Annotated in this window: 9 protein-coding genes; 6 read left to right on the top strand and 3 right to left on the bottom strand. The window is 55.8% G+C overall.

What is annotated here, in order from left to right; translation table 11 throughout:
• Positions 1–22 precede the first annotated feature (22 nt).
• Positions 23–1,813 carry a VRR-NUC domain-containing protein gene (locus tag G516_RS0116450; RefSeq protein ID WP_028294566.1) on the top strand — a complete coding sequence of 597 codons (1,791 nt, stop codon included), beginning with the start codon at positions 23–25 and terminating at the stop codon, positions 1,811–1,813.
• A 66-nt stretch (positions 1,814–1,879) separates the two neighbouring features.
• Here the strand turns inward: G516_RS0116450 and G516_RS0116445 are convergent, their stop codons facing one another.
• Both G516_RS0116445 and G516_RS0116440 read right to left on the bottom strand, forming a co-directional pair.
• Complete coding sequence (locus tag G516_RS0116445) at positions 1,880–3,400, bottom strand: acetyl-CoA hydrolase/transferase family protein (protein WP_028294565.1); 1,521 nt, start codon at positions 3,398–3,400, stop codon at positions 1,880–1,882.
• A gap of 554 nt (positions 3,401–3,954) precedes the next feature.
• Positions 3,955–5,634 (bottom strand): 2-isopropylmalate synthase, encoded by a 1,680-nt coding sequence (locus G516_RS0116440; RefSeq protein WP_028294564.1) that lies wholly within the window; start codon positions 5,632–5,634, stop codon positions 3,955–3,957.
• Between the two features lie 207 nt (positions 5,635–5,841).
• Here G516_RS0116440 and G516_RS0116435 point away from each other — a divergent pair, with 207 nt between their 5' ends.
• The 4 genes from G516_RS0116435 (at position 5,842) to tadA (ending at position 9,040) form a co-directional block, all read left to right on the top strand.
• Positions 5,842–6,339, top strand: a complete 498-nt coding sequence (locus tag G516_RS0116435; protein ID WP_028294563.1) for an Lrp/AsnC family transcriptional regulator — start codon at positions 5,842–5,844, stop codon at positions 6,337–6,339.
• A 57-nt stretch (positions 6,340–6,396) separates the two neighbouring features.
• On the top strand, positions 6,397–8,058 hold the full coding sequence (locus G516_RS0116430) for a sensor histidine kinase (RefSeq protein WP_028294562.1): 1,662 nt from the start codon (positions 6,397–6,399) through the stop codon (positions 8,056–8,058).
• A gap of 85 nt (positions 8,059–8,143) precedes the next feature.
• Entirely contained in the window at positions 8,144–8,500 is a 357-nt protein-coding gene (locus tag G516_RS0116425) for a translation initiation factor Sui1 (RefSeq protein ID WP_028294561.1), read from the top strand.
• A 6-nt stretch (positions 8,501–8,506) separates the two neighbouring features.
• Positions 8,507–9,040, top strand: coding sequence for a tRNA adenosine(34) deaminase TadA (gene tadA / locus G516_RS0116420; protein ID WP_456090132.1), 534 nt, complete (start codon positions 8,507–8,509; stop codon positions 9,038–9,040).
• 72 nt (positions 9,041–9,112) lie between these two features.
• Here the strand turns inward: tadA and mltF are convergent, their stop codons facing one another.
• Positions 9,113–10,555 (bottom strand): membrane-bound lytic murein transglycosylase MltF, encoded by a 1,443-nt coding sequence (gene mltF / locus G516_RS0116415; RefSeq protein WP_028294559.1) that lies wholly within the window; start codon positions 10,553–10,555, stop codon positions 9,113–9,115.
• Positions 10,556–11,378: 823 nt separating this feature from the next.
• Between mltF and purL the strand changes: the two genes are divergently transcribed.
• Entirely contained in the window at positions 11,379–15,266 is a 3,888-nt protein-coding gene (gene purL / locus G516_RS0116410; RefSeq protein ID WP_028294558.1) for a phosphoribosylformylglycinamidine synthase, read from the top strand.
• Positions 15,267–15,318 lie beyond the last annotated feature (52 nt).

Below are 15,318 nucleotides of genomic sequence, written 5' to 3'. Positions count from 1 at the left end.
CGCTCTGCGGTGGGTTTTCGGTATGATGATTGTTATGCCAAACAACCCGCCTGCTACCATGCCTGAATCGCCAATCAGCTCCGCTTCAGAAGCCAACGCAACCGTTGAGCTACCGCCGTTTTACTACCTCGATAATTTCGATGCCCTGTTGCGGGATGTGATTGCCCGCTATCGGGATTTACTGACGGACAACGAAGACCGCATTCTGACTGCGCTGCAATCGCTGCCGGATCAGGCTCGTGCTTTATTCGTGCGAATGCACAGTCGCAAGGGCAGAGTGTTCCGGTTGTCGAAACTGCGCTACGCCGAGCTGGATGGCATTGATGAGTTGGCGATTCAATTGGCTGAAGCTGAATTGATTCAACGCACAACGGCAGACTCGTTGGCAGTGACCGACTGGCTGGGCCTGTTCAGTAAGCCGGAGCTGTTGGCCTGGCTGCCTGAGCAGGTCGCGCTGCCGAAAGGCTGCAAACAGTGGAAACGCGCAGCGCTGGATGGCTGGATTGAAGAGGCGCTGCTGTCCGGTGACATTCCGCAGCAACCTGCAGAGCCCTTGGCGGTTTTGTTGCCAGCAGTAGAGCAAGCCATGGCGCTGTGCCAGTTGCTCTACTTCGGTAATTTGCGCCAAAGCCTGACCGAGTTCGTACTGCGTGATCTGGGCGTATACCGTTATCCTGACGTGGATATCGACGGAGCAGCCAGGGCGTTTCAGAGCCGGGCGCAAATCGAACGCCATCTTGGTTATTACCAGTTGATGCCTGAAGACCCGGACGCCTTGAAGTCGATGTCGGCGGATGCGTTACAGGCTTTGGCTAAAGCCTATCCCCGTGATGCTTCGGACGCAGTGCTTACCCGTCGGGTGGACCGGCAGTTATTGAACATCGCCCGCCAGCTGGAGCGACTCGACGAAACCGATGCCGCTTTATCTATCTACCGTCAGGTACGGCGTCATCCGTCGCTGGAGCGTCAGATTCGTATTCTGGCCAAACATCAGCCTGATCATGCCATGGCGCTGGCGGAGTCTGGCTGGCAATCGCCGGTTAACGAGGAAGAGCAGCGCTTTCTGGAAAGCTTTGTACCTCGATTGGCCAAGCAACTGAAGCAGGCTCTGCCGTCCTGGTATTCCCCCCCTTGTTTGTGGCAAGAGCAGAAAACGACCCTGCCAGAAGGCAGTTTGCAGCAGTTGGCGGAGGGCGCTTCGATCGAAGCAGTGGCTTTGCATTTGCTTCAAAGCGAGCAAAAGAGTCTGCCTGGTGAGCGTGAGGGCACAGGCTTTTACGTTGAAAATGCGCTGTTTTCGTCGCTGTTTGGTCTGCTGTTCTGGGACGCTGTTTATGCGCCGATTCCCGGGGCTTTCTATCACCCGTTTCAGGTTCGACCAGATGACCTGTACGACGAATCATTTGTTGACAGCCGACAGGCAGTCATTCAGCGGATACTGGGTTCGATCAAAAGCGGCGAGTGGAAGCATACTCTGGCTGAGGTAACAGCCGCTCATGCCGGAACTGCCAACCCGTTTGTGTATTGGGGCTTTTTGCAGTCCGCAGTCGAAGGGGGCTGTTTGGCGTTGGCACTGGAGAGAATATCGGACGACCACTGGTACGCTATTTTTGAACGCATGTTAGGGGATTTGCGTCGGCGTAAAACCGGCTTGCCAGATTTGATCTGGTTTGATGATGAGGACGGGGTTGAGTTGATCGAAATAAAAGGGCCGGGAGATACCTTGCAAGCCAATCAAAAAAGCTGGTTGGGCTTTTTTGAGCAGCAAGGTATTCCGGCCAAGGTTTGGTATCTCACACGCCCCACAGGCTGAAGCGCTAAGGCACCGTCTTGCCGAACCACGGAGGGGAAATGTGGTTCAGCAAAATTCCTGGGGCAGTTACTGCTTCATCGAGCCGGTTTCTTCATAGCGTTGGTGCCAGCTCAGCGCTTCGTTCAGTAAATGAGGCGTGTGCATACCACGACCGCTGGCTTCGGCCCGTTGCAGGTAATCCAGCAGCATCGGGCGATATTCAGGATCGGCGCAGTGGTTGATGATCTTCTCTGCGCGCTGACGCGGTGACAGGCCACGCAGGTCGGCCAAGCCGTGCTCGGTCACAATCACTTTGACGTCGTGTTCGGTGTGGTCAACGTGCGACACCATTGGCACGATCGACGAGATAGCGCCACCTTTGGCGGTGGATGGCGACACAAAGATCGACAGATAACCATTGCGGGCGAAATCTCCCGAGCCGCCGATGCCGTTCATCATCCGGGTGCCCATCAAATGGGTGGAGTTCACGTTGCCGTAAATATCGGCTTCCAGCAGGCCGTTCATGGCAATCACACCCAGACGGCGAATCAGCTCCGGGTGGTTACTGATGTCTTGCTGGCGCAGGATGATCTTGTCGCGGTAGAAGTCGATGTTGGCTTCAAAGTCTTCCATGCCATCCGGACTCAGGGAAAACGAGGTTGCTGAAGCCACCGCGAGAGTGCCGGACTTGAGCATTTTCAGCATACCGTCCTGAATCACCTCGGTGAACGCGGTCAGGTTCTTGAACGGCCCGGCGTTCAGCCCTTCCAGCACGGCATTGGGAATATTGCCGACCCCGGATTGAATCGGCAGCATGGTGCGCGGCAGTCGACCAATTTCGATCTCTTCGTGAAGGAAGTTGATGATGTGATCGGCGATGCGCTTCGACACATTATCCGGCGCTTTAAACGGACTGTTACGGTCGCCAGCGTTGGTTTCGACCACCGCAATCACCTTGTCGAGCGGGCAGTGCAGGTACTGCTCGCCAATGCGCTCGGACGGGTCGGTAATCATAATCGGCTTGCGATGCGGCGGCAGTGCAGTGCCGTAATACACATCGTGCATACCTTCCAATTTGGCCGGTTGCTTGTGGTTGACCTCGATGATGATTTTATCGGCCTGCTCTATCCAGGTTTTGTTGTTGCCGACCGATGACGAAGGCACCAGACGACCGTCTTCCAGAATGGCCGTGGCCTCGATCACGGCGATGTCCATCTTGCCCAAAAAACCCGACCAGGCGTACTGCGAAACTTCCGACAAATGCAGGTCGGTGTATTCCATCTCGCCCTTGTTGATCTTGTCGCGGCAGATCGGATCGGTCTGGAACGGCAAGCGCATGTTGATGCCATCAACCTTGGCCAGCTCGCCATCCAGCTCTGGCGCGGTGGACGCACCGGTCCAGATATTGATGCGGAATTTGTCACCGCCTTGCTGGTTCAGTCGGCCGATACGGCTGGCCAGCGCAGCCGGGATGGCTTTGGGGTAACCGGCACCGGTAAAGCCACTCATGCCGACGGTGGCACCGGCGGGAATTAACTCGGCGGCCTCGGCGGCGGTCATGATTCGGGATTGCAGCTGTTGGCAAGCCATGCGTTGAGTATCGGCCATGGGAATCTCTCTGTTCGACACACGCCAGCCCACGTTGAAAGAGTGACTGGCTTGTTTTGTTAATTATTTGTGGCAAATCGAGACTGATGGTACGGGTTGTTGTACAAAATGTATGGCATGGAAGGGACGACCTTGGTCTAACGAAACAGCTTGTGGTTTTTTTTGGAACAATAGTGTCGGGAGTCGGGAGTCGGGAGTCGGGAGTCGGGAGTCGGGAGTCGGGAGTCGGGAGTCGGGAGTCGGGAGTGAGCGGGGCGCGTAGCCTCGGGAGTCGGTAGGAAGGTTGTAAGTCAGATAAAGACGCGAAGCGGCTGCCATCTGACGTTGCCCGTTTACTGTGCTCTTGTCGGATGGCGCAAGCTTATCCGACCTACGGCAAGCTGCAGGAGGTAGCTTGCTGCCGATGGTTTGTGTTTATCGAGAGCAAGCTCTCTCCCAAAATATTGGCCAGACCCCAGACCCCAGACCCCAGACCCCCAGACAAACAAAAGCCGCGAGCGGTTTCCCGGTCGCGGCTTTTGTTGGTGCGGTTCACCAACGCTTATACGTTGCTGTTATTTGTCCGCCAGGGCCTGGTTCACGACGGCCAATACGGCGTTCATGCTGGCGCTGAGGGTATCAGCATCTTCGGCAGCACCGGTGTAGCGCTTGCCGTTGATGTTAGCCTGGATGAAGGCCATGGCACCGGCATCGGAGCCTTCGCTGGTGGCTTGTTCGTCGAACTGTACCACTTGCACGTTTACACCCATGGCGCGCAGTACCGCGTCGGTGAAGGCGCTGATGGCGCCGTTACCGTGGCCATCCATGTTGATGATGTTGGCACCATCGTTAATCGCAGCACGTACGGTGTGCTGGTGGCCTTGGCCTTCCAGCGAGTAGCTGTCGAGCTGCAATTCACCGTGGCTGGTCATGAACTGTTTGCGGAACACTTTGACGATGTCGTCGGTGCTCAATTCGCCTTCTTTCTGCTCGGCCAATTTCTGTACCGGCTGGGCAAATTCAATTTGTACCCAACGTGGCAAGGTAACGCCGAGTTCGTTTTCCAACAGGTAGGACGCGCCACCCTTACCGGACTGGCTGTTAACCCGAATCACGGACTGGTAGTTACGACCGATGTCTGCCGGGTTGATTGGCAAGTAAGCCACGTCCCAATGCTCGTCGTCAGACTGCTTGGCCAAACACTTGCGGATGGCGTCCTGGTGGCTGCCAGAGAACGCGGTGTAAACCAGTTCGCCCAACCATGGGTGACGCGGGTGCGTTTTGATGTTGGTGCAGGCTTCCACTGTGCTGATGATGTCGTCAGCGATGGAGATATCCAATTCCGGATCGATGCCCTGGCTGTACAGGTTCATCGCCATGGTACAGATGTCCATGTTGCCAGTACGTTCGCCGTTACCCAACAAGGTGCCTTCGATACGGTCGGCACCGGCCAACAGGGCCATTTCAGCAGCCGCTACACCACAACCACGGTCGTTGTGGGTGTGAATGCTGACGGTGATGCTTTCGCGGTTGTTAACGTTGTCGCAGAACCATTCAATCTGGTCGGCGAAGACGTTCGGCATGGCCGATTCAACCGTGGCTGGCAAGTTGATGATGGCTTTCTTGTCCGGTGTTGGCTTCCAGGTGTCGATAACGGCGTTGCAGACTTCTACTGCAAAGTCGACTTCGGTGCTGGAGAAGCTTTCCGGTGAATACTGGAACGTCCATTCGGTGTTCGGGTAGTCACGGGACACTTGCAACACTTTTTCAGCGCCCTGACGAGCGATGTCGATGATGCCTTGCTTGTCGAGGCCGAATACCTTGTTGCGCTGCACCGGAGAGGTGGAGTTGTACACGTGTACAACTGCGCGACGAACGCCGTCGAGGGATTCGTAAGTACGTTCAATCAATTCGTTGCGAGCCTGAACCAGAACCTGAATGGTGACGTCGTCGGGAATCTGGTTTTCTTCAATCAACCAGCGGACGAAGTCGAAGTCCGGTTGGGAGGCGGCCGGGAAGCCAACTTCGATTTCCTTGAAGCCCATGTTCAGCAGCAGGTTCCACATCGCCTTTTTCTGCTCGACCGTCATTGGGTCGATCAGTGCCTGGTTACCGTCACGCAGATCGACAGAGCACCAGATTGGCGCTTGCTGGATCTGCTGGTCTGGCCAACGGCGATCACGCTTGTTGATCACCGGAAAGCGACGGTACTTGGCTGGCTGAAAGCCGGCGTTGGAGTATTTACTGTTGGACATGGTTCTGTTCTTCCGCAATAGGTTCGGTTTGCTTCGATGGTGATAATACTAGCCACAAACGACGGGTGAATGATTGTGAAGTTGCCCCTGATTACTGGGGTGTTAAGTGTTTTATTGCCATAAATGTAAGATTTATAGAATTAAATTGCTCTTCGGTGTTTTTGCGTGGCAAGCTGTGTGCTGAACCTCGCTTGAGAGAGCAGAAATATGTCTGACCACAGCCGCCAGCAACCCGTTCAATTGGATCGCACCGACCGACGTATTCTGGACTTATTGCAGCGCGATGGATCGCTGTCGAATCTGGAACTGGCAGACCGTGTGGGTCTGTCGCCGTCGCCCTGTTCGCGGCGGGTCAAAGCCTTGCAGGACAGCGGTCTGATCGAAGGCTACCGTGCCCATGTCAACGCCCGCCAACTGGGGCTTAACCTGTTGGCGATGATTCACATCAGCATGGATAAGCACACGCCAGAGCGCTTTGAAGCTTTCGAGCGCACCGTGAATGGTTGCCCGGAAGTGTTGGAGTGCTACCTGATTACCGGCCAGCAGGCCGACTATATGTTGAAAGTGATTGTGCGGGACATGGAAGACTTTCAGCAGTTATTGCTGGGTACCATTACCCGTATTGAAGGGGTGTCGGGTGTGCATTCCAGCTTTGTGATGCGTCGTATTGTCGACCGCAGTGCGTTGCCGCTAGGGACCCTCTGAACAAGACGGCTTGCCTTTACTATCCCGACACCTCCCTAATTTCACTGCAAGCCCGGAATGGCTGACTATACTCAGGTGAAGTTTCCTGTTCGGGTCCCAGCCATTGTGAGTTCGCAGTCTCCGACCATTCAAAGCAAGTTGACGCTTTATGTCCTGCTATTCAGCGTCGTGTTTGGCGTGTTATTCAGCGCCATACAGTTGCGGCTGGATTATCAACAGGGGCAGGAGAAGTTTCACTCGGATCTTAACAATGTGCTCCATCATCAATCCGGTCAGCTGTCGCTGGCCCTGCAGCAGTACCACAGCGAAGCCATTCAGGCGATGTTCGAAGGCATCATGCTGAACGAGAGCATCATTGCGGTGGAAGTAGAAGACGAGCTATCTGGCTATATCCAGCACCGCGGCATGCCCTCCGAAGAACTGCTGCAGCCACCCGATTACATCGGCGCTTATGAAACAGGGCTGATGGGCACCACCTATACCAGCGACGGTCTGGAAAAAATTGGCACCTTGCGAGTGTGGGTAGACAAACGACTGGCTCAGCGCGACTTCCACAGTCGTGCGGCGGTAATTTCAGCCATCGAAGTGGCCAGGGCCGTGGTACTGGCGCTGGTACTGGTATTTGTATTGCGACTGCGTTTGGTATCGCCACTGCGTAATCTGACGGAAAAAATTCGCGGTCTGAATCCTGAAAACTCCCTCACAACCACACTCGAAGATCACAGCAACCTGCGCGAGCTGGAAGACCTGGTTGCCAAAATCAACAGCTTGCTGGCCTCGATCGAAATTGAAATGCAGCGTCGCCGACAGGCGGAAAAACGGGCCCGCTATCTGAACGACAAGCTGGAAGAAAAAGTCCGAGCCCGCACCAAAGAGCTGAAAGACAGCAACAGCCAGTTGCAAACCAGTATTGATGAGCTGCAACGCACGCAACAACTGCTGCTGCAAGCCCAGCGTATGGCGTCACTGGGGCATTTGGCGGCGGGTATTGCGCATGAGATCAATAACCCGGTTGCGGTGGTTTACAGCAATATTGCCACTCTGAGTGAATACACCACCGAACTGATTGAGCTGGCCGACCAGTTCCAGCTGATTGAAAGCACCATCACCGATGAAGCCATTCGGCAGTCGTTGTCGACCATGCGGAAAGCAATCGATCTGGACTTCGTGCGCGAAGATGCCCCTGATTTGGTCAAGGCGTCGCAATCCAGCCTGGAGCGGGTGCGCAATATTGTCGCCGAACTCAAAACCTTTGCCATTCAGGAGGGGCAGGCCAAACGCACTGCGGATCTGTTCGAGCTGATGCAGCAGGCGGTCACGGAACTGAAACTGGAAGAAGACGACCGGATTCGGCTGGATATTAATATGTCCGGCATTCCCAAGGTCGACTGTGTCACCGGCCAGATTCGTCTGGCATTCCGCCATATTCTGGACAACGCCCGTGATGCCATCCCGGCCGAGGGGCGTATCGAAATTGCAGCGGCGCAGCTCGACGACAAGGTGCAGGTGGTGGTGAAAGATTCTGGCGAGGGAATGGATGCTGAAGTTCTGGCGTGTGCCATCAATCCATTCTACACCAACAAGGAAATTGGCAAGGGTACAGGCCTTGGCCTGACCGTGGCCTTTAACGTGATGATGAATCACGGCGGCTCGCTCGACATCAGCAGTGTGCTTGGGTCTGGAACGACCATTACCTTTACCATACCGATCGTTGGCTAGTGTCTCCAATAGAAGCCCGCTAGCAACGTGATTGCCGATAGCGGGCTTTTGTTATAGCGTTGGCGGCCTGAAAACGAGGTCAGCTATGAGCAAGAAAAACAGTGGTGGACTGGTCTATTCCACCGAATTCGGACGCGCCTGTCCGGAATGTAGCAATCCCATCGACGACTGTATGTGCGGTCAGCCCGAGGCTCCTCAGGGTGACGGCATTGTGCGTGTATCCCGCGAGAGCAAAGGCCGCGGTGGCAAGGTTGTGACCCTGGTAACCGGCATCCCTTTGGTCGGTGCCGAGCTGAAAACCCTGGCCAAGGAATTGAAGAAAAAGTGCGGCACGGGCGGTGCTTTGAAAGACGGCGTGGTTGAAATTCAGGGCGAACAGCGAGACTTGCTGGTGGCTGAACTGACCAAGCGCGGTTTTACCGTGAAGAAGTCTGGCGGATAACAGTCAGTGCCAAACGATTTGATCAATCCCATGTTGGGGCAGCCGGTAGAAACCGACCAGCAAGCCATGGAGCTGGCGTTGCAACTGGCCCGGCAGGCGGCGGAAGCCGGCGAAGTGCCAGTAGGTGCCGTGGTGGTGTATGAACAGCGGGTAGTCGGGACCGGCTGCAATGGCCCAATTACCCGACTGGACCCGAGTGCCCACGCGGAAATGCTGGCCATTCGGGAGGCTGCGCAAACCTTGCGTAATTACCGTCTTAGTGGCTGTACTTTGTACGTCACGCTGGAGCCATGCACCATGTGCTTTGGTGCCATCATTCATGGCCGTGTTGAACGACTGGTGTATGGCGCGACAGAGCCCAAAGCCGGTGTGATCGAAAGTGCGATTGAACTGCCCAAACAACCCTATTTCAACCACACGCTGGCCATCGAAAAGGGCGTACTGGCCGAGCAGTGCGGGGCGGTATTGTCTGAGTTTTTTGCCGCCCGACGAGCGGCCAAGAAGCGCCTCAAGCAGGCGGTGCCGCCGACCGGTTCCTGATGACAGGCTCTTCAGCAGGTCTTGAGTAGTTCGGACACAGAGCAGGCCGACTCTGGCCAATTTTAACTGTGTTTACAGCAGTGGTGGGATGACCGTCATGGATTGGGAGAGCTGAACTTCCGCTTCCGTGCTTTGCTCGGCCACGGCTGTTGCCTGTTCTTCATTCCACACCAGCACGTCGTAGTAGCGGCGAATGTTCTGAACATAGTCGACGGCTTCGTGGCCACGGGCATAACCGTGACGGGTGTTCTTGTGATAGCGACGCTGGCTCAGCAATGGCAGGCTGTCTTTCACATCGCGCCACAGGTTTGGATTACCGCCCATTTCATACGTCAGACGGCGAGCATCCTGCAAGTGACCATAGCCAACGTTGTAGGCCGCCAGCGACATCCAGGTGCGATCCGGTTCGGCAACCTGGCTTCCCAGTCGACGACGCAGGCCAGCCAGATACTCACTGCCACCACGGATGCTTTGTTCGGCATCCAGACGGTCACTGACACCCAGATCGCTGGCGGTGCCCAGTGTCAGCATCATCAAACCACGCACACCGGTAAAGCTGGTGGCGGTTGGATTCCAGTGACTTTCCTGATAGCCCATGGCCGCCAGCAGGCGCCAGTCAAAGCTGTGCTTTTCAGCGGCACTCTGGAAATACGGTTTGTAGTCGTCCAGCTTGCGGCTGGTTTGACGCAGGAAGCGCTTGGCACCAACGTAATCGAGCTCACCAAGATGGCCGTAATAGCGTTCATTCAAATTTGCCAGCTGCTGGCGGGTGCGACGCTCGCTGAAGAACTGGTTGGTCTGCTCCAGCAATGACTGGTCGGCCGACATTGGCAGAGCCCATGCCTGGGATTCTTCATGGCTCAGGGTGATGCCAGTGCCAACGTTGGGGAAGTAGGCCTGTAACAGTCGGAATTCGTTGGAGTCGACCAGGGTGAAGTCGATTTCGCCGGTTTCGACCATGTGCAGCAGGTCGGTGACGTCAAGATCGGCGGACTCGCTCCAGCTCAGGGAAGGCAGTTCTGTTGCCTGGGTTTGACGCAAGGTCCATGAATGACTGGAGTTGGCCGTCACAATCATCATCTTGCCCGGCAGTTCGCTCAGTTCCCGGGGCTTGCGGGTACCGCGCTTGTAAACCACCACCTCGCTGACGGTTTGATACGGCGTTGCGTAGCGGAACCAGCGCTGGCGTTCGTCGGTCTGGGTCAGGCCAGCAGCGGCAATGTCCGCTTCGCCAGTTTCTAACTGCTGATAGATTTCACCAATGGAATCTGCCACGTTCAGGCGTAATTCAACACCCAGATAGTCGGCGAACGACTGCGCCAACTCGTATTCGTAGCCAGTCTTACCACCGCGATCTTCAAAATAGGTGGTTGGGCTGTTGCGGGTTACCACCGTGATGTAACCGCGCATTTTTACGGTTTCCAGCTTCGATGGCCGTACACTGGCGGTGACGGTTGCCAGGCAGGCAACGATCGTCGCGAGCAGTGTCAGCAGTTTGACTGACTTACGCAGCATGTTGTCACTCCTCCGTGTACGTGTGACTAACGACCGTATGGTCGTTTTCAGTAATTATAGATGAATCAACGGGTTATTGATTCTTTTGTCTATTTTAAGAAGCCTGCCGACGTTACTCAACGTCAGCGGCATTGCAATTCTGAATGACGTTAAAAGCCGCAGCGTATCGCCCGGCAGCGCGTCCAGGCCACCTGCGAGAGGGCCGGGCAGTGCTTGTCGGTACTTGGTTGAGTTTAGCTGGAACTCATTCAAAGTTCGGTTCTGTTCAGCTCAGTCGGTAGTAAAAAACGACCTTGCCGTACACTATGGGCGTGTAAACCCAGAGGTCATGCGGCTTCCGTTCCTGATTGTCTTTTTGTATCGATGACGTAAAAAAAGATGACACGTGCCAGCGTACAAATCGGCCGAGCGGCTCCCTGCTCAGGCGGCGCGGAATATGACGGAAAAGTTTCGTCTGGTCAATTATTGAACGGGCAGGGGCTGTTCAACAGACTGTTTCCTTGCTCATTCTGAGATCCTGTTCCCATCGCATCACTGCGAAATTTACGTTGATGGCCGATCTTGGCCATTCACCTTTTGTCTGGTTTTTAGCCAGTTGCTGGCTCAGGTTTATGGCAAGAACCTGACCGAATGGTCATCGTGCATGTTGCTTAAACTGTCGTGAAAATGCAGCAAAACACCAGCAACCGACCAAAAAGAACGCCTTTCGCCTGCCGGTCCTCGGTGGCTATTAAAGGCAGTTTTCAGTATCATTCCGCCTCATTTTTTGGCTATCCCCTGTCGGCTGAACTCGACGGCCCAACCCCTTCGGAGTCAAGGCACAATGCTTGAGCTGCGCGGCGCACCAGCGCTTTCTGAATTTCGTCAATCCAGAATCCTGAACAAACTGCAGGCCTCTGTGCCTTCAGTAACCGGCGTTTACGCCGAGTTCGTTCACTTCGCCGATCTGAAGGAAGATCTGGCTGACAACGAATTGCTGGTGCTGGAACGCATCCTGCGTTACGGACCCAAAGCCGAGCGTCAGGAGCCAAATGGCGAAATGTTCCTGGTGATCCCTCGCTTCGGCACCATTTCCCCTTGGTCTTCCAAGGCGACTGACATTGCCCACAACTGTGGTCTGGCCAAGGTGGATCGCCTGGAACGTGGTATCGCTTACTACGTAACAGGCGCGACGGCTGAAGACCGCGCTGCGGTAGCGGCAGTTCTGCATGACCGTATGGTGGAAACCGTACTGGCTGATACTGCTGAAGCCGCCAATCTGTTCTCCCACGCGGAACCTGCACCACTGTCTACCATCGACATTCTGGCCGGTGGCCGTGACGCACTGGTAGAAGCCGACAAGACTCTGGGTCTGGCGCTGGCCGACGACGAAGTGGATTACCTGTTCGAGAACTATCAGGCGCTGGGTCGTAACCCGACCGACGTTGAACTGATGATGTTCGCCCAGGCCAACTCCGAGCATTGCCGTCACAAGATCTTCAACGCCAGCTGGACCATTGATGGCGAAGACAAGGACCTGTCCTTGTTCAAGATGATCAAGAACACCTACGAGTGTTACAGCGACAACATTCTGTCTGCTTATAAAGACAACGCCTCTGTGATCACGGGTCACAAGACTGGCCGTTTCTTCCCGAACCCTGACAGCCGTCAGTACACCTACCACGAAGAGGATATGCACATCCTCATGAAGGTAGAAACGCACAACCACCCGACTGCGATTGCCCCTCACTCAGGTGCGGCGACCGGTTCCGGCGGTGAGATTCGTGACGAAGGCGCAACCGGTCGTGGTTCCAAGCCAAAAGCAGGCCTGACCGGCTTCACCGTGTCCGACCTGAAAATCCCGGGCTTCGAACAGCCATGGGAAAGCCAGTACGGCAAGCCGGATCGCATTGTGTCTGCCTTCGACATCATGATCGACGGCCCATTGGGCGGTGCGGCGTTCAACAACGAATTCGGTCGTCCGAACCTGTGCGGTTACTTCCGTACTTTCGAACTGGCCCACGACGGCGAAGTGCGTGGTTACCACAAGCCAATCATGATCGCTGGTGGTTACGGCAACATCCGTGACGAGCACGTACAGAAGGGTGACATCCCGGTTGGCGCAGCACTGATCGTACTGGGTGGCCCGGCGATGCAGATTGGTCTGGGTGGCGGTGCTGCCTCTTCCATGGCTTCCGGTCAGTCCAACGCCGATCTGGACTTTGCTTCCGTTCAGCGTGAAAACCCGGAAATGGAGCGTCGTTGTCAGGAAGTGATCGACCGCTGCTGGCAGCTGGGCGATGAAAACCCGATTGCCTTTATTCACGATGTGGGCGCAGGCGGTATTTCCAACGCTTTCCCTGAGCTGGTTTCCGACGGTGGTCGTGGCGGTAAATTCGAGCTGCGTAACGTACCAAACGACGAGCCTGGCATGAGCCCGCTGGCGATCTGGTCGAACGAATCCCAGGAGCGTTACGTCATGGCGGTGGCCATGGAAGACCTGGAAACCTTCGATGCGATTTGTGCCCGTGAACGCGCGCCATACGCCGTTGTGGGTTACGCCACCGAAGAAGAACACCTGACTGTGACCGACGAACACTTCGGCAACAGCCCGGTGGATCTGCCTTTACAAGTACTGCTGGGCAAGCCACCGCGCATGCACCGTACTGCTGAAACCCGTAAGACCAACGCTGTAGCGTTTGAGTCTGCCGGTATTGATCTTGCCGAAGCCGCTGATCGCGTACTGAAGCTGCCTACTGTGGCCAGCAAGTCGTTCCTGATCACCATTGGTGACCGCTCCATTACCGGTACCGTGGCCCGTGACCAGTTTGTGGGTCCTTGGCAGGTGCCAGTGGCCGACGTGGCAGTCACCACGTCTTCCTACGACACCTTCGCTGGTGAAGCCATGGCGATGGGTGAGCGTACTCCAGTGGCCCTGCTGGATTCTCCAGCTTCCGGTCGTCTGGCGGTGGCCGAAGCCATCACTAACCTGGCGGCTGCTCCTATCGAGAAGCTGGCTGACATCAAAATGTCTGCCAACTGGATGTGTGCGGCTGGCCACGAAGGCGAAGACGAAAAACTGTACGCCACTGTGAAAGCTGTGGGTATGGAACTGTGTCCTGAGCTGCAAGTGACCATTCCGGTGGGCAAAGACTCTATGTCCATGAAGACTCGCTGGAACGACGGTGGTGAAGACAAGGCCGTTACTGCGCCAATGTCACTGGTCATCACTGGCTTTGCCCCAGTGACTGACGCTCGTAAGGTACTGACGCCAGAACTGAAGAAAGATGAAGCTTCTGAGCTGATCCTGGTTGACCTGGGGCGTGGCCAGAACCGTCTGGGTGCCTCCTGTCTGGCACAGGTGTACCAGCAAGTGGGCGACGTGCCTGCGGATCTGGACGATGCCGAAGACCTGAAAGCTTTCTTTGCTGTGGTTCAGGGCCTGAACGCTGACGGCAAACTGCTGGCTTACCACGACCGTGCCGACGGTGGTCTGTTCGCCACGCTGGTGGAAATGGCCTTTGCTGGTCATGCAGGTCTGGATATTTCCATGGACCTGTTGGCCGACTCTCAGGAAGAGCTGGCGGCTGCACTGTTCTCTGAAGAACTGGGTGCGGTGATGCAGATTCGTCGTGACGATCTGGAAGAAGTATTGGCTCAGTTTGAAGCCGCTGGTCTGGGCGATTGCACCGCCGTGATTGGTGCGCCAAACGAAGACGACCAGATTACTTTCAGCTTCCAGGACGAAGAGTTCCTGAGCGAATCCCGCGTTAACTGGCAGCGTGCCTGGACTGAAACCAGCTTCCGCATGCAAGCCCTGCGTGACAACGCCGAGTGCGCCCAGCAGGAGTTTGATGCGCTGCTGGATGCCGAAGATCCGGGTATCCACGCTGAGCTGACCTTCGATATCAACGAAGACATCTGCGCTGATCTGCCTGCTTCTTCTTCCGAAGACGCGCCTAAAGTGGCTATCCTGCGTGAGCAGGGCGTAAACGGTCAGATCGAAATGGCAGCGGCCTTCGACCGTGCCGGTTTCCACACCGTTGACGTTCACATGAGCGACATTCTGTCTGGCGCTGTGACTCTGGAAGGCTTCCGCGGTCTGATCGCTTGTGGCGGTTTCTCTTACGGTGACGTACTGGGCGCCGGTGAAGGTTGGGCCAAGTCGATCCTGTTCAACGAACAGGCGCGCGGTCAGTTCAAGGCTTTCTTCGAGCGTGAAGACACCTTCGCTCTGGGTATCTGTAACGGCTGTCAGATGCTGTCCAACCTGCACGAGCTGATTCCGGGTGCCGAGCACTGGCCACACTTTGTTCGCAACATGAGCGAACAGTTTGAAGCCCGTGTTGCCATGGTCGAAGTTCAGGAGTCCGATTCCGTGTTCTTCGCTGGCATGGCCGGTTCTCGTATGCCAATCGCCGTGGCTCACGGTGAAGGTCGTGCGGAATTCGGTTCTGAAGATGACATCGCTGAGCTGTCTGCTGGCCAGATTGCACTGCGCTACGTCGACAACTACGGCAAGGAGACTGAGCAGTACCCATTGAACCCTAACGGTTCGCCGCAGGGTATCACTGGTCTGACTGCCAATGACGGTCGTGTGACCATCATGATGCCGCACCCTGAGCGTGTATTCCGTGCCATCCAGAACTCTTATGTTCCGGGCGAGTGGGACGAAGACGGCGCCTGGATGCGTATGTTCCGCAACGCCCGCGTATGGTGTGAAGAGAACTAAGCAGCTCTTTTTACTGGCCATTAAAAACGGCGGCTCGGGTTTCCCGAGCCGC

Origin of the sequence: Oceanobacter kriegii DSM 6294 (genome assembly GCF_000422845.1) — a bacterium.
GTDB lineage: Bacteria > Pseudomonadota > Gammaproteobacteria > Pseudomonadales > Oceanobacteraceae > Oceanobacter > Oceanobacter kriegii.
The sequence above is the reverse complement of the archived record's forward strand: the minus strand, read 5'-3'. Positions and strand labels throughout refer to the sequence as shown.